The sequence below is a fragment of the Hominimerdicola intestinalis genome (assembly GCF_054655215.1).
The window spans coordinates 32,055-51,393 of the sequence record NZ_BAAHNZ010000005.1 but is presented as its reverse complement, the minus strand read 5'-3'; the positions used below and the strand labels follow the sequence as shown (position 1 = coordinate 51,393).

Sequence of the window (19,339 nt, the reverse complement as noted above, 5' to 3'; positions counted from 1 at the left end):
GTTTTAGAAAATTTCCTGTATTTTCTCTTTGGCTCTCTGCAAACGCTTGTAAACCGTATCTCTTTTTTCTCTTGTTTTAGCCGCATATTCTTCCGGCGTCAGTTCGTCCAAACACACAGCAATGATGACTTCAGCATACTCAGGCTTTAACACGGTACGGAGTTTCTGACACAGTGCCTCGTACTCGTACTGACGGTTACGTTCCTCTTCCTGCGAGTAATCTCCAACTGTCTCCAAACCATCACCCTCATCTGCGTCTTCATCTTCTTTACGGAACTGCTTCTTTAAATTTCCACGATGGCGGTCAAACTTGTGCCAATTGTTGTATTCAGGCTTATTGAACATCTCTTCAAATGCATCCTGAATCATGTTTTCTTTTTCTTCCTGTGTGAGATTTTCGCCATCCTCTAAAGACAGGCTGACCCACATCTCATCCATTGATTTTGCGTCCAGTTCTATTGTCTGGAACTCATTTTCATAACGAACCTTAAGTTTCATTCTTTTGTCCTTTCCGCCTGACTCTTTGCGGAAGGGCAAGGAATACAAAATGGGCCGGTGCTTTAGAAGTACCGACCCATTTTGCTTGGAAATGAGCATAAGGAAATAAGGGTACTTCTATCGCAACCTTCCACAGGTTGTCCTGTGGTTGATGCCGATATCTGTATCCCAATGCCCTTATAGCTAATCAGGCCTTGTGATATTTATTTAAGTGCCTCTGACACTTAGTTGAATTCAAATGTCAGAGTTTCATTTCTAAATGAACCAAAAATATGTATAAACGAATAATTTTCTGCGAACGCATATTTTACTCGTGGAAAAGTGTAGAATTTTTTGATTTTTTCTGATATAATAATGTGTAGACAAATTCCCACACACCCACTGAATCTATGTAAGCGCCTTGTTACTTGTTTTTACACTTACGAGTATAAAACATTAGCTCGGTAGAACTCGGTAGTCACGGGTATGCTTGGGTATTAATTAATAGTTAAGGTGGTGGAACTATGGAATTTAAGTTTTTTGCAAAGAAGCTAAAGAACGTAATTGGTGGAAAAAGTAATACGAAAATATTTACGAAGACCATTTTTGAGGCCATGATGAATGAAAGTGGGCCTGAATTATTAGCAGGCACTAGCCCGAATACTTTCAAGGCATACTTCAATGGCAACACAAGTATCTCAAAGGTTGCTGCTCTTATATTGGCAAACTTAAGTGATGATGATGAATTTCCTTCATACCTTGAAGGCTTCGGTGATACAACTGCACAATTGCTTGTTGACGAGTTCAAGGACGATATTCCAGATATTAACTCTATAAATGCTTCACTTAAAATTACAGACCTGTTTTTGGAAATCTTAAGAGAGGCTTCAGGCAAAGAAAAAAGCACTCCGAAGAGTGCTGATAAACCCCCACATGATATTCTTGAAGAAAAGATACTAACATCTGGACAGGCAGTAACCGATGCGTGGGGTAACGCAGTAAGCAACCTGGCAAACGGATTAGATGGAAACAGTGCTACCAGAACAGTGAGTGTTCAGCTTCCTGAAGAACAACCTCCCGATGAATACCCATATTCCTCAGAGGACAAGTTGTTACTTCAAGATTTTACAGCAGATTATGATGAAATCTTGTTAATGATGATTGGAGAAAACTATGGTGCATCATTAGTTGATATGTCATTGCCAAATAGAGTTCAATCCTTGTATAAAACAAAATGGAGTACAAAAGCTGACACATTCAATGACCCCACTTTGAAATCATATGTATTCAGCTTGCTTGGAGTATTAAATCAACTCAGCAACTGTCTTTTGACTGCTGGCACTGAACCATTCTCCATTCAGCAAACAAGAACAAGAATAAGAAACTTATATGTTAAACTTCATCCAAACTCATTTGCTGAAGCATTTCCGTATGACGCTTTCATTGATGATTGGGACGATGGCGAATTTTATTAAACAGGAAGGAGGATGTCAATGCCAAATATAGATGATTATATCCGAAAAATAGACAATGTAATATGTAGGCATTTGGACGAAATTGAAGATACATCTCGTGGTGCTATTTCGCAGGATATTTTAGAGCAGTTAACGAAGTTTGTTAATCATATCATGCTCAAGTTTTATGCTAATGGTAGAGATATCGCTGTTAGCGAAGAAAACATAGCTAAAGCAGTTGAGTTCGCTCAAGTAAACAGTGACCTACACACCTTATATAAATTTCGCAATTATTTAAATGTTGTAACCACCCAATATACTTTAGACGAAGACGGTTCAGAACGATTGATGCTGAAGTATTACCAATACTTGCTAGAGGCAAAAAATCTCCTTAGCCACTACTACAACATAGAGGTATTACACAACATTGAGAAATTTCCTCTGCATTTAGATGATACATTGCAGGAATATTATGCAAAAATCTCCGAGAAGTTGGAACGATACCCTAGAAGAACAGATAGTTACGAAAGCAACAAGTATTATATACAAAAAATAAAACCTCTGTTTGTAAACAGAAAGATATACTATGAAGTCACATTTGCACCTGTAGATGATAGAAGAAATAAATCTAAATCCAACAGAGTAATTGCTTTTACAAGGCTACCCATCAAAAGTAACTACGCATCAAGATTTCATCTTGTGCAAGAATCAATAGAGGTTCTGGGCAAGACAATGCCCATCATCATTATCGATGGTTGGGAAGTGTCCATCCGCGACTGCGAATTCAAGAACTTCGCAGCAATAGTAAATGGCGATAAAATCAAAATACCATATCCAGAACAACGCATCATCTGTGAGTTCATTACAAGTCGTGGTTATTCGCTTGATGAACTTATAGACTTTCCAGATACAGCATACGCCAAAATCACAAATGATTGGAAAAGTAAACTGAAGTCCTACTCTTTTATTTCGGTTTTGGACAGATGCAGAGAAATAATTCGACATAAGCGTTCTGGACAAAATATACTTCGTTATCTTCTTTATAACATGAACAATGTTATCATCAAGAATCAGTATTCATCCGGCTTCTATAGTCAATATTATGAGGAGTGGAGAAATGTTGGTAACAGTTCGCTCTCTTATTTATACTTGTCAAGTAAATGTAGACCATTTGATAATATGCCTTTTAACCAATCTCCAAGTGGTCATAATCCAAGGCAAAGTGCATTATTTGAATGTATTCCTTGTTACGATAGAAAGCCAGAATTATTTGCTAGATTTATTAGAAACAACACAGTAGGAAAAGGACAATTATTTACAGACATTAGCGAACTTAGTAATTATCCTGATTACGAATCCCTTATAAAAAAGTACAATAATAGCCTTTGGGATGGACATAGACCTGCCAGCGATTTGATTCTTGAACACAATCAAGTGTTTATCAACGACTATAAGTTGGATACTTGTTCAGTAATTGAGAAGTTACAAGAATTGGCTGAGATAGGCATTGAAAACTATAGCGATGATTTTGATACTTGGTATATTTTAGGTGATTATGAAATTGACTGTGACGAAAAGAGAGATATAATTAGCCGTATTTTTTCCGAATCAAGAGTTGGTGTGATATATGGTTCTGCTGGTGTTGGCAAATCCACACTGATAAACCATGTATCTCACTACCTAAACGAGGCAAACAAACTATATCTAACGCAAACAAATCCTGCAAAAGAAAACTTGATGAGTAAGATTGATGCTGAAAATACAACTTTCTCAACAATCGAAAGCTTCAAACATCAAGGCTCGCCTTTAACAAAATATAAACTATTAGTTATTGATGAATGTAGTACCGTTAGTAATAAAGACATGGTAGAGGTATTGCAAATAGCAAATTTTGAAATGCTTTTACTTGTCGGAGATACCTATCAGATTGATGCCATTCAATTTGGTAACTGGTTTTCTGTACTAAAATCATTTTTACCGGAAAGTGCTGTTTTTGAGCTTACCCAGCCCCATAGAACTAAAGACAAGCGTTTGCTTGAACTTTGGGATAAGGTTAGACATATGGACGATACAGCAAAAGAAGTCATTGAGAGAGAAAGCTACTCCTTAAAAGTAGACGAGACTCTGCTCTCTTCGCTTGCACCAGGGGAGGCTATCCTTTGCTTAAATTATGATGGTTTATACGGAATCAATAATATCAACCGATTCCTTCAAGAGAGCAATCGCAACCCTGCTATCACGTGGGATATTCAACAATACAAGGTTGAAGACCCTATTCTATTCCTTGACTCAGATAGATTTCGACCTGTCATACACAACAACATGAAGGGCATCATCAAGGGTGTAGAAATAGTAGATGCAGGTACTACAGAAGAACGTATTAAATTTGATGTAGAAATACCAAAAGCTGTAGATGAACGTGATATTTCAGAATTTGACCTTGAGTTATTAGAACGTTATGAAGGACAAGAAAAATCATTAGTTCGATTCTATGTACACAAATTAAAAAGTGCAGATGAAGAAGATGATGATTTAAGGACTGTAGTTCCATTCCAAATTGCTTATGCCGTATCAATCCATAAAGCACAAGGCTTGGAATATGACTCAGTTAAAATAGTAATCACAGATGAGGTGGAAGAATTAGTAACACACAATATTTTCTACACTGCCATCACTAGAGCAAGAGAAAAGTTAAAGATTTACTGGACTCCCGAAGTTGAAGAAAAGGTAATCAATAGAATTAGACCACGTGATATAAGCAAGGATGTTGAACTTTTAAGAAACTATCTAATTGATAAGCAACAAGATAATATACTTGATTTTGAGTTGTGAAATAAGGAGGTTAAAAATGCGAATCAGTTATAACAAATTGTGGAAGATGTTAATAGATAAAGAAATGAACAAAAACGATTTAAAAGATGCAGCTGGAATAAGTGCAGCATCTATTGCCAAGCTTGGCAAAGGTGCAAATATCACCACGGATGTACTTCTTAAAATTTGCGAGGCTATGGACTGTAAATTGGAAGACATCATGGAAACAATAAAGGATTAGAAGTTGATGCTTAAGATATGTTGTTACAATTGATTGACCGAATTGTACTTTGAGCGAAACGTATCTAATGAAAATCCAACAATATAGGAAGGAGCAATAATGTTTAATTATCTTATTAACGACAATGTAACTTTCAACTGTGGCTTTAATCTCACAGTTGAAAATGTTACATATGCCATAAACCAAACAAATGAAGCCTTACTTCAGCTTCCGGTTTCACTCTTTAGAAGTATTGATTACAAAACAACAAGTGCTATGATTGGCTGTATATTGTGTGAAAACCTAGCAGCAATAACAAATGGGCAAGCAATAGTAAATCCTATCGAAAAAGGACATCCTGACATTGTACCCGCCTATGCATTAAATGCTTCAGAAGAGGAATTACGAAATTTTGGAGTAGGTCTAGAGGTTAAGTGCACAGTGGGAAGCGTTCCTACTGGTACTTCAGTTGCGAAAGCTTCACCTCGTATTTCTTTTTTAAGCGGCCTTACATGGCAAGCTCATCACCAAGAGGTAGAAGAACTATTGGGTCTATTTTGAAGTCCTTGGTGGATTTAAACCTGCAATCACTGCTGCTTTTTATTCTGACGAATTAACACCAAATGACTGGGGAAATATCAGTGGTACCGCAGGAAGAAATACTAAAGTATGTAGTATGGTCGCATCTGGAAAACAAAAAATGTCCGAAGGATGGTTTGCAATTCTAGATATTCCCGATTATATAGAAAAATATACACACATATTAAATTTTGACATTTAAGGAGGTCATAGCATGGAATACAATTACATCATGAACCCTTCTCACGCTGTGAGAATTAACGATGAATTAGTGATAAGCAATGAGGATTTAATTAAAGCAATCAATTTTTGTAACGAAGCACTTCAAGCTTTGGATAAGCAAACACGTCAATTTGATATTAACATTTTTGAAGTTCTTGGTATGAGAAACTTAAGTGGAATGGTAGGCGAGTATTTCGCTAAAAGCATTCAGAGATTTTCACATAACGGACTTCAATCGAACTTGCACCAAGATGGATACCCTGATTTGCTACTTACAAACACTCCTGAACGTCTTGCATATTTCAATACACTTTACACTGAAAGTGATGGAAAAAAGTATCCAAGAGACAAAGCATTATTTAGTCCATTTTTATATGGTGGCGTTGAGGTTAAAGCAACTTGTGGAAGTACACCACCTGCATCAAAAACACCTAAGCCACTAATTGGAGAACAAAGAATTGCTATTGTAAACTCTTTTGATTGGAAAGCACACCATAGAGAAACTAATAATCTATTATTTATTTTTTGGGATTTTATCAATGAAGTACCTACAGTAGCAGCTTGTTTCTATAGAAACGATTTAGTCGTTGATGGTTGGGGTAAAATTGTACAACCAAAAGAAAATGGTGGACGAACAACAAGTGTTTCCATCATGAATTCTGATGGTATCTCTAAGATGTGTGCAGGATGGTTGGCAGTTATTGACCGTCCAGAATATATTAATGCATTCTCTAAGAAAAAATGGATAGGACGAAAAGTTAAGTAAAACAACAGGGCTGCAAAATACTTGTAGCCCTGTTGTTTATTTATTCAATGATACTTAAGATATATTTACAAATTTGATCTATCATTTTGGGTGGTACACTCTCTCCGATTGTATCTCTTATCAAACCATCAGGAACCATCTTTCCATTAACCTCAAATGAATAGTCATAATCGGCAATACTTTGTAATACAAGTCCTTCATACAATGATAAAACACGGCACTGATCTGGATGCAATTTATTATCCGAACAAGCAAATTGAAAATTTTGAGTCAGTGTACTAGCGGGTTCATCCCACATCATTCTTTTGTAAGCACTAACAAATCCTTTCATCAATCTTTTTTCTCCGGTTTTCTTATCTTCCACCCATGGTCTAGGAAGCAGAGCCCCACACTTTTCACAGTACAGCGGTGTTTCTGTACTATATTTATTAATTCCTTCTTCGTTATGTGCTGCTCCGTGCTTCCGATTGCCAGTATAACCACATTCTGGATTGACACACTGGTTGTTAAATGCAGTTTCTCCTTCTGGAGTATTATCTACCCAAAAAATCTTCTTTTCATCAAGAATTGGAACCTTGTGTAGGGGATTAAACTTTTTATAAATATTCTTCCCTTTTTCGGCTCTAAGTGGTGGTAATTCTCCGATAGCCTCCCTTAATGTAATCCAATGTTTTGTAACCAAAGTATCTGTAGCAGAGTGTGTTGGCGGTGGAATAAGGGTTTTATTTGATTCAAAAATTGCTTTACCTTTTTCATTCTTAGTCAGTACGGTAATTAACCTTCTCCTATGCTGTGGAATACCATAATCTGCAACATCGACTACTTTTGGGTCTCCAGAATAAATTTCTCCAAGTTCTCTTTTTATATATTCGATAATATTTATTAAGTTGTCTTCTTCATCAAGAATTAATGTATTAACCATATTTGCAACATTCTCAAGAATTACCCATTCTGGTTGAAGTTCTTTTATAATGTGTACAGCTGGAATAATCAGTCTATTTCTCGAATCCATCTTTGGTCTTAAGCCTTTTCTGTAGTCATTTAACATTTTTCCCATTCCATTTGATGACATTCCCTGACACGACGGCGTAGCAATCACCATAAAAGGTGCTTCTTCATATTGAGCGTGATAATACTCAATAATTTGTTCCTTTAACTCCCAAATATCTCCTAAAAAACACTTGGATTCTGGATAATTATTTGAAAACAATTTCATACGCTCGGGTAATACTTCACACCCAATGATCGTATTAATATTGTTTGCTTTTAGTCCTAAATCTCCTATCCCAGAAGAAGAAAATAGGCTTATAGCATTTTTATTCATAATTTTCATCTCCTATTAAAATATTGCACTTTTGCCACTTTTTACCCAATCATCTAATTCTGATTTTTTGAACTTCCACAGCTTTCCTATTTTATGTGCAGGAATCCCCGTGCCTTTTCTAATCCAATTTCGTATAGTGTCTTTATTTACACTTAAGTAATCAGCAGCTTCCTCAAGGTTTATCCATTTATCATTATTTTCTATAATCATATCAAAATCTCCTCGTACACTCTTCGGGTCCGTACTCTTATGCATTTTACCATGCTCCTATGTCTTTTTCAACGATTTAATATGAATTAATATGAATTGCTATGAATATAAATTCATTTTTACAACAATCCTATCTCCACAACCTACACATTTTCAATCCTGTCAACTCACCCTTGCGGCAAGCCAATCGTGGATATGTTTTGTTCTGGCATAAAACGAAAAAATCCGAGAGCCGATGTTCTAACCTTAGCTCCCGGAAATTCCCTTATTTCAAGCCTTTTTCACACCCTATCTATCAACCCTTGACATCAATACTACCGTCTCCACATGCGTAGATCTCGGGAACATATCAACAGCCCTGCATTTAACCGTTATATATCCCATTTTTTCTAAAACAGCACAGTCCCTTGCGGCGGTTGCATGATTGCATGAGATCATGACTATGCGGTCAGGATTCATTTTTGCCATGTATTTAAGAGTTTCGGAAGTACAGCCCTTTCTGGCAGGGTCGGCAATTATTACGTTCGGACGCTCGCCTCTCTGATAAAGCATTTCTGCTGCCTGCTCAGCGTCTGCACAGATATATTCAGCATTTGTAATTCCGTTCTGAGCTGCGTTTTTTTCGGCATTGTCAACAGCAGACTGTATTATTTCAACTCCTATAAGCTTTTTAACGCTGTCAGCCATTGAAAGCCCTATAGTTCCGACTCCGCAGTAAAGATCCAACAATATCTCACCGCCGGTCAGACCGGCATATTCCTTGGCAATATTATATAATCTTTCCGCCTGAACGGTGTTGACCTGATAAAAAGAAAGAGGTGATAGTTCAAATTTTCTGCCGCACATTATATCTGTAATAGTATCCTTGCCGTATATAGTTTTTAGTCTGCTTCCAAGTATCACATTCGTTTTTCTGCTGTTTTCGTTAAGCACTATACTTTTTATACCGCTGTACTTTTTTGTTAGCGTCTCTGCAAGCGCATGAAATAACAGGCTTTTCTTAATAGATGTAACTACAAGACAAACCATTATTTCGTCGGTATGCTCGCCCTTTCGTAAATAAATATGTCTTAACAGACCGCTCTCGGAAACCTCGTTATAAGCTGAAACATTATTTTCGTTGCAGAAATCAATAATATCTTTTAAAATTTCGGAAAAAATCTTAGGCTGAAGCCTGCAATCTGTAAAATCAATAACACGGTGTGAACGCTTTGAATAAAATCCGCATACCATTTTCCCGTCTGCTTGTGAAACAGGATACTGAGCCTTATTACGGTATCCGTCAATTTTTTCACAGCCAAGTATAGCTTCAAATTCAGGCTCAAGCTTGCCTATACGCCTGAAAGAGCTTTCGACAAAGTCCTGCTTTACCTTAAGCTCCTCTTCATAAGAAAAGTGCCTGAACGAACAGCCGCCGCACTTTCCGAATACCTGACAGTCGGGAGAAATACGTACTTCCGCTTCGGATATGAATCGTTCTGCTATTCCGTAGCAATAGCTTTTACTGACCTTAACGATCTTACATGAAATAACGTCACCAACTGCGGTAAAAGGCACAAAAACAGCAATTTCGTTATATCGTCCCACTCCGTTTCCTTCGTTGGTCATTCCTGTAATTTCTAATTTCACAATTTCATTCTTCTTCAGCATAGAATTCCTCGATCCCGTTCTTTTTCTCCAGCATTAAATCAAAGTGCTTATTGTATTCAAGAGGGAATTTGTAATTGAAAATTCTTTCAAGCTTATGATTTTTCAGATCCACAAGCTTTGTTGAGCCGCCTGCTCCAAGCGCAATGATCGTTTGGATCTCCTCCATAATATAAACATTATATAAGCTTTCGCAGCCGGGTTTTGACCAGCCGATATTCTCTAAATTTTCCAGCATATTTTTCTGACGGTAAAGGTAATAAGGCCTGTAGCCACTTTCAAGCAGTCGACTTGACGCATAGTTGACCATATCCGAAGCATTGCTTTTTAGAATGTCTTGTTTTTCTTCGGACCGGTTAAGTCTTGCCGCCCTTTTTAATGACAGAGTATGTACCGTTATATTCTGAGGCGCAAGCTTTATAAGTCCGTCAACGGTATTTTTGAAACTGTCAAGGTCATCTCCCGGAAGTCCTGCGATTATATCAGTATTAACACAATCAAATCCTATTCTTTCAGCTAAACTAAAGCTTTCAAAAAACTGATCTGATGTATGCTTTCTGCCAATCGTTTCAAGAACGCTGTCGTTAAGGCTCTGCGGATTGACAGACAATCTGGTGCAGCCTTTACTTTTAAGCGCAATAAGCTTTTCCTCTGTTATAGTATCGGGTCTTCCCGCCTCTACTGTGTATTCTTTTACGCCGGATATATCAAATGACAAAGCTATTGTATCCATAAGCCTGCAAAGCTGGTCAGCTTCCAGCGTTGTAGGAGTACCTCCGCCGAAATATACCGTATCAAGTGAAAGACCGATCTTATTTACAAGCTTCGCTGTATATTCTATCTCTCTGCATAGCTTATCCAGATATTCGGGAATAAGCTTTTTACAGCCTTCGACAGATTGGGAAACAAAGGAGCAGTATGAACATCTCGTAGGACAAAAGGGTATAGAAATATAAAGACTGAACGTTTTAGCATTCAATTTATTTATGATCTTTTCCTGATTCATGGCGGTCATATATGCAATATCGCACTTTTCAGGGCTTACCAGATAATCCTTCTGAAGCGTAGCATATATCTCTTCTTTATTCATTCCCTGAGAAATAAATGTATTCACCCGTTTTACAGGACGTATCCCGGTTATAACTCCCCACTTAGCGCTTATACCGGTCAGTTCAGTCATGCATTTAAAAAGCAGACGGGATAAAATAAGCTCGCATTCGTTTTCAAAATCTACGGCATCGGCTCTGAACTTCTGTATTCTGCGCGCACTTTTCCCGTCCAATCGGCAGAAAACATACAAAAGAGCGTACTTTTTATAAACCCTGCGTCTTATGAAGGCATAATCACCGCTGCATTCTGCTGTGCCGTCTGTATAAATATGATTAAAAAGCTGAGCGGGAATAAAAAGCTTCATTATCCCCTCCAGCTCATATTTGAAATCATTTCCGCTGAAAATTAACGTCATATCAATAATCTCCGAATCCGCCTCTTAAATACGGATTATACATTCTTTCCTCATCAAGAGTAGTTACAGCCATGTGACCGGGGTAAATTTTCAAATTTCCGCCGAGCTCAGAGATTTTTTTAAGTGAATTAATAAGTGCGGAAGTATCTCCGTCCGGCATATCGGTTCTTCCAACGGAACGTGCAAAAAGAGTGTCCCCGGAAAACATATTATCTCCCGAAATAAAACATACCGAACCGCTGGTATGACCTGGAGTATGAAGCACGTCAAATTCAAGCTCGTCCAGAGTAAGAACATCTTTTTCACCAAAGGGTATAGCCTTATCAAATTTTCTGGCTCCTCTTATCCTGAACAGATCCGCAAGCATACCCGTATCGTCGGTTAGCTTATACATATCCTTATCATGAATATATACCCTGCACCCTGTTTTGTCATAAAGGTCAGCTACCGCCCCGATATGGTCAAAATGCCCATGAGTAAGAAATATTTTTTTCAGTTTAAGACCCAGCATATCTATCTGCTCAAGGATATAGTCTGCGTCGTCGGGAGCATCTATCAAAGCGCAGTTATTTCCGTTCCCGGAAACGATATAGCTGTTCGTATCACATACGCTCAGAGGCTTCAGCCTGAAAATTTTCATATTATCACCGCCTTATTTACTTTCCGCTGCGTTCAACGGAAATAACGTTTTTTATCTTTTTTATTTTTGCAATTACACTGTTTAGCTGCTCCATCCCTGCAACGCTTAATGTTACTGACAGAATTGCATTGCCGTTTTTCAGCTCTCTTGACGCCGATTCATGAATATAGATGTTTATCATTGCAAGAGCGGAGGAAACGTCAGCAAGCAGACCTATTCTGTCGACCGCGATAATATCAAGTGTCGTCTTGAAATATCCGTTGTTTTCCTTGGTTGCAGCCCACTTGACATGAACCCATCTCGGAGCTGAATCAGGCTTATCCTTCTGAGTCTGATAATTTACGCAGTCGCATTTGTGAATTGATATACCGTGACCTCTGGTAATAAAACCGATTATCTCATCACCAGGAAGCGGGTTGCAGCATTGGGCAAATTTTATAACACAATCGTCGATCCCGTCTACAATTACTCCGGACGAATTTTTAGTGCGCTGAGGCTTTATATCCTCGTTTATTTCAGCCGTTACTTTTTCACCGTATTTTTTGTTGTATTCGGCTTTAAGCCTTTGCATTACTTTGGAAAGCTGTACTCCGCCGTAGCCTATAGCTGCAAAAAAATCATCCAGAGTTTCACAGTTATGCCTGCGCATATCAAGCTTAAGAAAATCTTCAAGCTCTTCTTCGGGCACCTTTATCATATTTCTGCGGAATTCCCGCTCCAATGCGTTTCTTCCCTCAAAGATATTTTCTTCTCTGCGCTCCTTTTTGAACCATGAACGTATCTTGGACTTTGCCTCGTTTGTCTTGCACATATTAAGCCAGGAACGGCTCGGACCGTGACCTTCTACGTTTGTAGTCAGTATTTCTATTATTTCTCCCGTTTTGATCTGATAATCATAGGAAACCATTTTTTTATCGGCTTTTGCGCCGCACATTCGATGTCCTACCTGAGTGTGTATAGCATAGGCAAAATCAATTACCGTTGAACCCATAGGCAGCGTTATCATATCGCCTTTAGGAGTAAAGGCAAAAACATCCTCAGGTGCAAGATCATTCTTGATAGCTCTGACAATTTCCTCAACGTCGTTGGATTCCTGCTGCGATTCGATGATCTGCCTTATCCATGCCAATCTGTTATCATCCTTGGAGCTTCCCTTAACGCCCTCTTTATATTTCCAATGAGCGGCGATTCCGTATTCGGCTGTACGGTGCATTTCCCATGTGCGTATCTGAACTTCAAAGGGTATTCCCTGTCTGCCTATTACCGTAGTGTGAAGCGACTGATACATATTCGGCTTGGGCGTCGAAATATAATCCTTGAATCTGTTGGGAATCGGCTTGAACATATCATGGATAATACCAAGAACGTTATAGCACTCAGTAACAGTATTAACGATTATTCTTACGGCATAACGGTCATAGATCTGATCTATCTCCTTACCGTCACGGTATACTTTCTTATATATCCCATAATTGCTCTTAACCCTTCCCTCGATCTGGGGAACAGGGTCAAAGTCCTGAGAAAGCCTTTCACGAATACGCTCCTTGATCTCCTCTACAAGCTGATCACGTCCGTCCTTCCTCAGCTTCATCTGCTTATCGATCTCGGCATAAGCATAAGGGTCAAGATAGTAAAAAGACAGATCCTCAAGCTCGTCTTTAATAGAACGTATACCCAGACGATGTGCAATCGGAGCATAGATATTCATAGTTTCGTGAGCAATGATCCTTCGCTTTTCTTCACGGCAAAAGTTCAGAGTTCTCATATTGTGAAGCCTATCAGCGAGCTTTATAATAATTACCCGTATATCCTCACTCATTGCCAGCAGGATCTTTCTTATATTTTCAGCCTTTTGCTCGTCCTTTGTAAATATCTCTACCTTTTTCAGCTTTGTAACACCGTTCACAAGCATTGCTACATCAGTTCCGAATTGCTTGTGGAGATACTCAAGAGAACAGTCGGTATCTTCAACAACATCATGAAGCAATGCGGAGCAGATAGTATCGGTATCCATGCCCAGCTCAAGCAGGATATAAGCAACCGCAAGAGGATGTGTTATATACGGCTCACCGGATTCCCTTTTCTGACCGGAATGATACCTATCGGCAAGCTCATATGCAGACACTATCTTTGAAAGGTCATACTGCTTTTCACCGTCTAATATCTTCTGTATCAATGCGTCGATAGTATATTCGGTTTTTGCTTCTATAAGATAATCCTTTTCATTAATATCTTCCATATCAGCAGCCTCCGTTGCAGATTTTATTTCTTAATTGCACCAGTACAGGAGCGTTTTCAATTTTGACCTTGCTTTCGGCAGGCAGCAGCTTGATTTTTTCGGACGACGGCGTAAATGCTGCCAGTCCGGTCTGACAAAAAGCGTCAATGCATATTCTGAGCTTACAGTAATTCATATCAGGAGCTTTAAGCTTCATATATAAATCGTCAGCCGTTATTTCCTGAGCGTTTTTCAGATATTTGTATATTTCTACAAGCTCATGTCTTTCGGGATTGATTTTACGCAGAAACGCCTGAGGCAGCTGTTCTCCCCGTCTGTATTTTTCATAGCAGTCCTTAGCGGCGAAATATCTGTCCTGATTTACTCGGTGAGGGCGTATATCCAGCACCTTAATACTTACGCTTTCTTTCCCTGCATATGAATTTACCGCAAGATTAGCAGCTATATCTACTATATCTCCTGCGCTGAAAAACAATTTATCCGGACTTCTGCCGAACAGTAGCGCCTGAGTATGCAGGCTGCCATAGGTAATGTCGAGCCGAGTATGCTTGCCCTGAGAAAGAGAAGTTATTCTATCAACCCTTGCTCCAGCCAGTGCAAATACAGGCTGAGGATTACCTGCGCCAAAAGGCTCCATAGCAAGCAGACCCCTGACATTTTCCACTGTAATCTCCTGCGGAAGTATAAGCATATCACATTCAATAACTGCAGACGGCATTGAATCAAAAGCATTTGCGTACTCATAAACCTTATCGGTAAATCCTGGTATATTTTCCTCCTTGAGCGACAATCCTCCCGCACATTCATGCCCGCCGAACTGTTCAAGAAACTCAGAAGTATAGCTGAGACATTTAAATATATTAAAGCCCTTCACGCTCCTTGCAGAGCCGCGAGCCATTTCATTTTCATCAATAGATATAAGTATATTAGGCTTGGAATACGTTTCAAGCAGCTTTGAGGATACAATCCCAAGAACTCCATGATGCCAGCCTTTTCCCGCAAGAACAATGACCCTCTGAGCAAGAACCTCCGGGTTTTCATCAATGTATTTAAGTATATCCGTCATAATTTCAGTTTCTGTAGCTTTGCGCTGATTATTCAGCGTTATAAGCATATCTACATAGCTTTCGGCGTCCTCAGCGTCTTCCGACAGCAGCGCCTTGACTGCGGTAAGCGGAGAACCAAATCTTCCCGAAGCATTTATTCTCGGGGATATCTGAAATGCTATCGCTCCTGAAGTAAGGCAATCTCTTTTTATCCCTGCTTTATCAATAAGAAAATTCAGACCAGGATTCTCAGTGTTTTTTATGTATAAAAGACCCTTTTTAACTATAGTTCGGTTTTCTCCCGTAAGAGGTACAATATCTGCTACCGTTCCAATAGCGCAAATATCCGAATACTGCTCAACGACCGCCTCATAATCTCCTCCGTCAAGTGCAGCGCAGAGCTTAAGTGCTACTCCGACCCCGGAAAGTTCTTTGAAAACAGACGGACAATCAAGCCTGTGAGGATCAACAACAGCAGCCGCTCTGGGCAGCTTTTCCGAAGGCTGATGGTGATCGGTTATGACCAGCTTCATTCCAAGCTGCTCGATCAGTTCGGCTTCTGCATGAGCTGATATACCGTTATCAACTGTAACGATAAGCGAAACACCTTTTTCGGCAAGCTCATTTATTGCCGCACTGTTCATTCCGTAACCGGCTTCACGTTCAGGTATATAATACATTACGTTTGCGCCCATATTTTCAAGATAATTATATAAAACAGCTGTTGCGGTGACACCGTCGCAGTCGTAATCCCCGTAAATGCATATAAGCTCGTAGCTGTCCACAGCTCTGTTTATAACATCGGCAGCGATCTGCATATCTTTGATCATAAAAGGATCCGAAAGAGCGGCGTCGCTGAAAAAATCAGCAATGTCCTGAAATTCAGTATATCCTCTTGAAACCATTACTTTTAAAGTAAGCGGACTCAAATCGCATTTTCTACCGAACTCCGCCGCAAGCCTTTCATCAGGCTTATTCACTCTCCATCTTTTCATTAACAACAAATCCTCACTGATAATTTACATTCCATATTATTATAGCATAATTTAAATTATTTTTCAATAGCATACGAAAGAATTTGAATAACAGGAGGATCTGCTTTTTTAACAATACGTCAAATACGATCATAATAAAGATTTTATTCACTTGACATAAACAAAAACCTCCCTGTCAGCTGTCTGACAAAGAGGTTTATATCAGCAATTTTGAGTTGGAAAACCAGCAAAAAGTTTTCGCAGATTCCATAATGCCGGTATTCCTGAGATAATTTCTTTATCTCTTTGAGAACTGAGGCGCACGACGTGCTGCTTTGAGGCCGTACTTCTTTCTTTCCTTCATTCTCGGGTCACGGGTAAGGAAGCCTTCCTTCTTCAGAGCAGGACGGAACTCTTCGTTAAACTGAAGTAAAGCTCTTGAAAGTCCGTGTCTGATAGCTCCTGCCTGACCTGTTACACCGCCGCCAGTTACTGTGCAGACGATGTCAAACTTGTCATTTGTATCTGTTACACCGAAAGGCTGACGAACTATAAGCTTCAGTGTTTCAAGACCGAAGTAATCGTCGATATCTCTTCCGTTTATGGTTATTTTACCTGTTCCCTCGTAAATACGAACGCGGGCAACAGAATGCTTTCTTCTACCTGTGCCATAGAAAAATGGCTTTTTTGATTCGTACATCTTAATTGCTCCTCTCATTAAAGTTCGTATTTCTCAGGCTTCTGAGCTGCATTGTTGTGCTCAGCGCCCTTGTAAACTCTCAGCCTTTTTGCAGCGGCTCTTCCGAGTGTATTGTTAGGGAGCATTCCCTCAACTGCAATCGTCATAGCTCTGTCAGACTGCTCAGCCATAAGCTTTGAATACTTGATCTCTTTAAGACCGCCTATCCAGCCTGTGTGCCACTTAAAGGATTTCTGCTCAAGCTTCTTTCCCGTAAGTACAGCCTTATCGCTGTTTATGATGATTACATGATCTCCGCAGTCTGCATGAGGCGCATAGGTCGGCTTATGCTTGCCGCGAAGAATATGAGCAGCCTTAGCGGCAACTCTTCCGAGGGACTGTCCCTCAGCGTCTAAAATATACCACTTGCGAGTAATATCGCCGGCTTTTGGCATATAGGTTGACATATTTTTTCCTCCGTTCAAATTTCAATTCTGTAATCCATACAGACATATTCCGCCTGTAGACTCACAACATTAGCTATTATACAATATGAAAATTCAAAAGTCAACAGCTAAAATGGCGAATTTTTAATTTATATCCCTGCAACGCTTAAAATCTCTCTGTTTTTCTCGTTTTCTCTTGATTTCTTGATTTTCATTTCATTTTATTATGAATATACAACTGCGTAAAGCTAAGAAAATAATTTTTCACTGCCGTAAAAATACAACATTCATTATTCTTCTCTAAATCTTTTAAGCGCATCGTTGATCTCTTCGGAATACTTTTTATCAGAAATATAAGAAGAGACAGCTGTAAATATGTAAACCGCCAAAATACTCAGAGCCATCACTATACAAGATAAAACGGACAGTTCAAACCAGTGAAATTTATATCCCATAAGCATTATGCATATATTGATCAGTATATAATGCACCGAATAACGTATAATATATTCCTTTTTTGAAACATCTCTGTCGCCGAGCGTACAGGGAAGACATACTGCGGTAATAAGTCCTGTTGCCGCTCCGGCTGCCAGCACCTGCCACAACACCGATGAATATAAGCTAAAATCCCGTACATCGCTTAACGAAAGAGATATCGCACAAACGAGCGTTATTCCGGTTGTAATTCTTGTAAAGCTGTCTATGAAATCCTTTATAAATCTGCTCACGCCTTTCATAGCTATCCTCCTATTCCTAGTTTTTTCTTCATATCAGGCACATACTGCCGTGAGATAATAATTTTCTCTCCGTTTTTAAGCAAGGCCTCAAAACGGCTGTTGAAAGCAGGAGTAAGCTTCTGGATCTTTGACAGATTTACTATTACTGATTTAGACACTCTGATAAAATCTGTATTTTCAAACTGCTTTTCCAATTTATAAAGCTTCTGCTTTATCTCATAAAACTGTTTTTCACAATACGCAAAGATCCTGCTGTCTACCGCTTCAAAATAATATATCTGCCTTGGCTCTATCATTCTTATTCCGCCGTTCTCGTCATAACAGGTCAGCTTATCCCTTTCCGCTTTTATGGAGTAGATCAGCTTTAATATACGCTCGTCGATATTATTTGAGCGTATAACGATCTCGTCCTCGCAGTTATCGGAGATATCCTCTATAATAATTTTTATAATATCACATCCTTATTGTTCTGCGGAAGATTTTCTCTTCATAATCAATCCGCTTGCCGCTAAAAACATTATACCACAAACCAGCAGAATTGCAAGCTGAGTATATTCGTTTATAACCGTATTTCCGAAAGACACTGTTATCCCCATTTCATTTCTGTATTCCGCAGTTATGTCCGACGGAATGCCGCTAAACGCCGTATTAACTGCGTCATTGGTTATTACCGCTCTGAACATTGAAGCTCCGTGAAGAAACGGCATACATTTCAATATATTCTGTACTCCGCTGGGAAGCCCCGCCATAGGTATATAAATCGCTCCCAGAAATCCTACTAGCGTCCCGATAACCGTTCCCAGACTTGACCAGGCCTTTTCACTTTTTACAAGTAGCGCTGTAAAATACATTATACAGGCATACGCAAACGAATTTACTGCGATAATAATCAGCACTTTAAGATGAGCATGTACAGACAGAAGCTCTGCTCCCTGATAAAAAGCATACCCCTCAGATACAGCAAGCGTTATTATACATATAATTACCGAAGCTATCCATGCTGCGCTTAAATAGCCAAGAGCTATTACCGTTCTGCTTACCGGAGCTGCGTAAAGGCTCTCAAGCCTGTGCTGAGCCTTATCGTCTATCATAGCCGATATTGAAGACATTGTAATAGTAACTGCGTTGATTGACACTATTCCCGAAACAGTCCACATCAGCACGACAAGCTGAGCGTTCTTTTTATCAGCGTCTGTATCTCGTGTTCCAAAGCTTTCAAGTATTTCGGTAATTGCGTTTACATTCATATCTCCCAGAAAAACTACCATAAGTATGATAACTATAAACATAGCGATCAGAGAAAAAAATACTGCCGATTTATCCCTTAGATATATTTTAAGGTTTCTTGAAACCAGACCTGCAAACCGATTCATAAATATAACCATTCCTTTCTATATAGTCTA

Annotated in this window: 18 protein-coding genes; 5 read left to right on the top strand and 13 right to left on the bottom strand. The window is 39.1% G+C overall.

The window, feature by feature from the left end; genetic code table 11:
• Window positions 1-3: 3 nt before the first annotated feature.
• Window positions 4-498: a sigma-70 RNA polymerase sigma factor region 4 domain-containing protein gene (locus tag ACYQ0H_RS06365; protein ID WP_459812004.1), complete on the bottom strand. Its 495-nt coding sequence runs from the start codon at window positions 496-498 to the stop codon at window positions 4-6.
• Window positions 499-1,001: 503 nt separating this feature from the next.
• Between ACYQ0H_RS06365 and ACYQ0H_RS06360 the strand changes: the two genes are divergently transcribed.
• The 5 genes from ACYQ0H_RS06360 (at window position 1,002) to ACYQ0H_RS06340 (ending at window position 6,529) form a co-directional block, all read left to right on the top strand.
• Window positions 1,002-1,952, top strand: a complete 951-nt coding sequence (locus ACYQ0H_RS06360; RefSeq protein ID WP_459812003.1) for a hypothetical protein — start codon at window positions 1,002-1,004, stop codon at window positions 1,950-1,952.
• Between the two features lie 18 nt (window positions 1,953-1,970).
• Window positions 1,971-4,763 carry an ATP-dependent DNA helicase gene (locus ACYQ0H_RS06355; RefSeq protein ID WP_459812002.1) on the top strand — a complete coding sequence of 931 codons (2,793 nt, stop codon included), beginning with the start codon at window positions 1,971-1,973 and terminating at the stop codon, window positions 4,761-4,763.
• A gap of 16 nt (window positions 4,764-4,779) precedes the next feature.
• Window positions 4,780-4,983, top strand: a complete 204-nt coding sequence (locus tag ACYQ0H_RS06350; protein WP_073126685.1) for a helix-turn-helix domain-containing protein — start codon at window positions 4,780-4,782, stop codon at window positions 4,981-4,983.
• Between the two features lie 99 nt (window positions 4,984-5,082).
• Entirely contained in the window at window positions 5,083-5,523 is a 441-nt protein-coding gene (locus ACYQ0H_RS06345) for a hypothetical protein (RefSeq protein ID WP_459812001.1), read from the top strand.
• A 232-nt stretch (window positions 5,524-5,755) separates the two neighbouring features.
• Window positions 5,756-6,529 carry a hypothetical protein gene (locus ACYQ0H_RS06340; RefSeq protein WP_459812000.1) on the top strand — a complete coding sequence of 258 codons (774 nt, stop codon included), beginning with the start codon at window positions 5,756-5,758 and terminating at the stop codon, window positions 6,527-6,529.
• Window positions 6,530-6,569: 40 nt separating this feature from the next.
• Here the strand turns inward: ACYQ0H_RS06340 and ACYQ0H_RS06335 are convergent, their stop codons facing one another.
• The 12 genes from ACYQ0H_RS06335 to ACYQ0H_RS06280 form a co-directional block, all read right to left on the bottom strand.
• The gene (locus tag ACYQ0H_RS06335) at window positions 6,570-7,853 is read right to left on the bottom strand and encodes a DNA cytosine methyltransferase (RefSeq protein ID WP_459811999.1); all 1,284 of its coding nucleotides are present in this window, start codon (window positions 7,851-7,853) and stop codon (window positions 6,570-6,572) included.
• A gap of 15 nt (window positions 7,854-7,868) precedes the next feature.
• The gene (locus ACYQ0H_RS06330) at window positions 7,869-8,063 is read right to left on the bottom strand and encodes a helix-turn-helix domain-containing protein (protein WP_459811998.1); all 195 of its coding nucleotides are present in this window, start codon (window positions 8,061-8,063) and stop codon (window positions 7,869-7,871) included.
• Window positions 8,064-8,351: 288 nt separating this feature from the next.
• A complete protein-coding gene (rlmD, locus tag ACYQ0H_RS06325; RefSeq protein WP_459811997.1) occupies window positions 8,352-9,692 on the bottom strand; it encodes a 23S rRNA (uracil(1939)-C(5))-methyltransferase RlmD in 1,341 nt (446 codons plus the stop codon).
• Between the two features lie 4 nt (window positions 9,693-9,696).
• On the bottom strand, window positions 9,697-11,175 hold the full coding sequence (gene hemZ, locus ACYQ0H_RS06320; protein WP_459811996.1) for a coproporphyrinogen dehydrogenase HemZ: 1,479 nt from the start codon (window positions 11,173-11,175) through the stop codon (window positions 9,697-9,699).
• Window position 11,176: 1 nt separating this feature from the next.
• A complete protein-coding gene (locus tag ACYQ0H_RS06315) occupies window positions 11,177-11,815 on the bottom strand; it encodes an MBL fold metallo-hydrolase (protein ID WP_459811995.1) in 639 nt (212 codons plus the stop codon).
• Window positions 11,816-11,831: 16 nt separating this feature from the next.
• A complete protein-coding gene (locus ACYQ0H_RS06310; protein ID WP_459811994.1) occupies window positions 11,832-14,054 on the bottom strand; it encodes a RelA/SpoT family protein in 2,223 nt (740 codons plus the stop codon).
• Window position 14,055: 1 nt separating this feature from the next.
• Window positions 14,056-16,095, bottom strand: coding sequence for a single-stranded-DNA-specific exonuclease RecJ (gene recJ / locus ACYQ0H_RS06305; protein ID WP_459811993.1), 2,040 nt, complete (start codon window positions 16,093-16,095; stop codon window positions 14,056-14,058).
• Between the two features lie 277 nt (window positions 16,096-16,372).
• Window positions 16,373-16,774: a 30S ribosomal protein S9 gene (gene rpsI / locus ACYQ0H_RS06300; RefSeq protein WP_459811992.1), complete on the bottom strand. Its 402-nt coding sequence runs from the start codon at window positions 16,772-16,774 to the stop codon at window positions 16,373-16,375.
• Between the two features lie 17 nt (window positions 16,775-16,791).
• Window positions 16,792-17,220 (bottom strand): 50S ribosomal protein L13, encoded by a 429-nt coding sequence (gene rplM / locus ACYQ0H_RS06295; RefSeq protein WP_459811991.1) that lies wholly within the window; start codon window positions 17,218-17,220, stop codon window positions 16,792-16,794.
• Between the two features lie 269 nt (window positions 17,221-17,489).
• Window positions 17,490-17,936 carry a DUF3021 family protein gene (locus tag ACYQ0H_RS06290; protein WP_459811990.1) on the bottom strand — a complete coding sequence of 149 codons (447 nt, stop codon included), beginning with the start codon at window positions 17,934-17,936 and terminating at the stop codon, window positions 17,490-17,492.
• A 2-nt stretch (window positions 17,937-17,938) separates the two neighbouring features.
• Complete coding sequence (locus ACYQ0H_RS06285; protein WP_459811989.1) at window positions 17,939-18,232, bottom strand: LytTR family DNA-binding domain-containing protein; 294 nt, start codon at window positions 18,230-18,232, stop codon at window positions 17,939-17,941.
• A 165-nt stretch (window positions 18,233-18,397) separates the two neighbouring features.
• A complete protein-coding gene (locus ACYQ0H_RS06280; protein WP_459811988.1) occupies window positions 18,398-19,309 on the bottom strand; it encodes an ABC transporter permease in 912 nt (303 codons plus the stop codon).
• Window positions 19,310-19,339: the final 30 nt, after the last annotated feature.

Bases quoted from the DNA above. Each gene is read 5' to 3' on its own strand.
- ACYQ0H_RS06355 (WP_459812002.1), top strand. From the start codon at position 1,971: ATGCCAAATATAGATGATTATATCCGAAAAATAGACAATGTAATATGT.
- ACYQ0H_RS06360 (WP_459812003.1), top strand. From the start codon at position 1,002: ATGGAATTTAAGTTTTTTGCAAAGAAGCTAAAGAACGTAATTGGTGGA.
- rpsI (WP_459811992.1), bottom strand. From the start codon at position 16,774: ATGTACGAATCAAAAAAGCCATTTTTCTATGGCACAGGTAGAAGAAAG.
- ACYQ0H_RS06330 (WP_459811998.1), bottom strand. From the start codon at position 8,063: ATGATTATAGAAAATAATGATAAATGGATAAACCTTGAGGAAGCTGCT.
- ACYQ0H_RS06365 (WP_459812004.1), bottom strand. From the start codon at position 498: ATGAAACTTAAGGTTCGTTATGAAAATGAGTTCCAGACAATAGAACTG.
- ACYQ0H_RS06350 (WP_073126685.1), top strand. From the start codon at position 4,780: ATGCGAATCAGTTATAACAAATTGTGGAAGATGTTAATAGATAAAGAA.
- rplM (WP_459811991.1), bottom strand. From the start codon at position 17,220: ATGTCAACCTATATGCCAAAAGCCGGCGATATTACTCGCAAGTGGTAT.
- ACYQ0H_RS06290 (WP_459811990.1), bottom strand. From the start codon at position 17,936: ATGAAAGGCGTGAGCAGATTTATAAAGGATTTCATAGACAGCTTTACA.
- hemZ (WP_459811996.1), bottom strand. From the start codon at position 11,175: ATGACGTTAATTTTCAGCGGAAATGATTTCAAATATGAGCTGGAGGGG.
- ACYQ0H_RS06315 (WP_459811995.1), bottom strand. From the start codon at position 11,815: ATGAAAATTTTCAGGCTGAAGCCTCTGAGCGTATGTGATACGAACAGC.
- ACYQ0H_RS06280 (WP_459811988.1), bottom strand. From the start codon at position 19,309: ATGAATCGGTTTGCAGGTCTGGTTTCAAGAAACCTTAAAATATATCTA.
- recJ (WP_459811993.1), bottom strand. From the start codon at position 16,095: ATGAAAAGATGGAGAGTGAATAAGCCTGATGAAAGGCTTGCGGCGGAG.
- ACYQ0H_RS06340 (WP_459812000.1), top strand. From the start codon at position 5,756: ATGGAATACAATTACATCATGAACCCTTCTCACGCTGTGAGAATTAAC.
- ACYQ0H_RS06335 (WP_459811999.1), bottom strand. From the start codon at position 7,853: ATGAATAAAAATGCTATAAGCCTATTTTCTTCTTCTGGGATAGGAGAT.
- ACYQ0H_RS06345 (WP_459812001.1), top strand. From the start codon at position 5,083: ATGTTTAATTATCTTATTAACGACAATGTAACTTTCAACTGTGGCTTT.
- ACYQ0H_RS06310 (WP_459811994.1), bottom strand. From the start codon at position 14,054: ATGGAAGATATTAATGAAAAGGATTATCTTATAGAAGCAAAAACCGAA.
- ACYQ0H_RS06285 (WP_459811989.1), bottom strand. From the start codon at position 18,232: ATGATAGAGCCAAGGCAGATATATTATTTTGAAGCGGTAGACAGCAGG.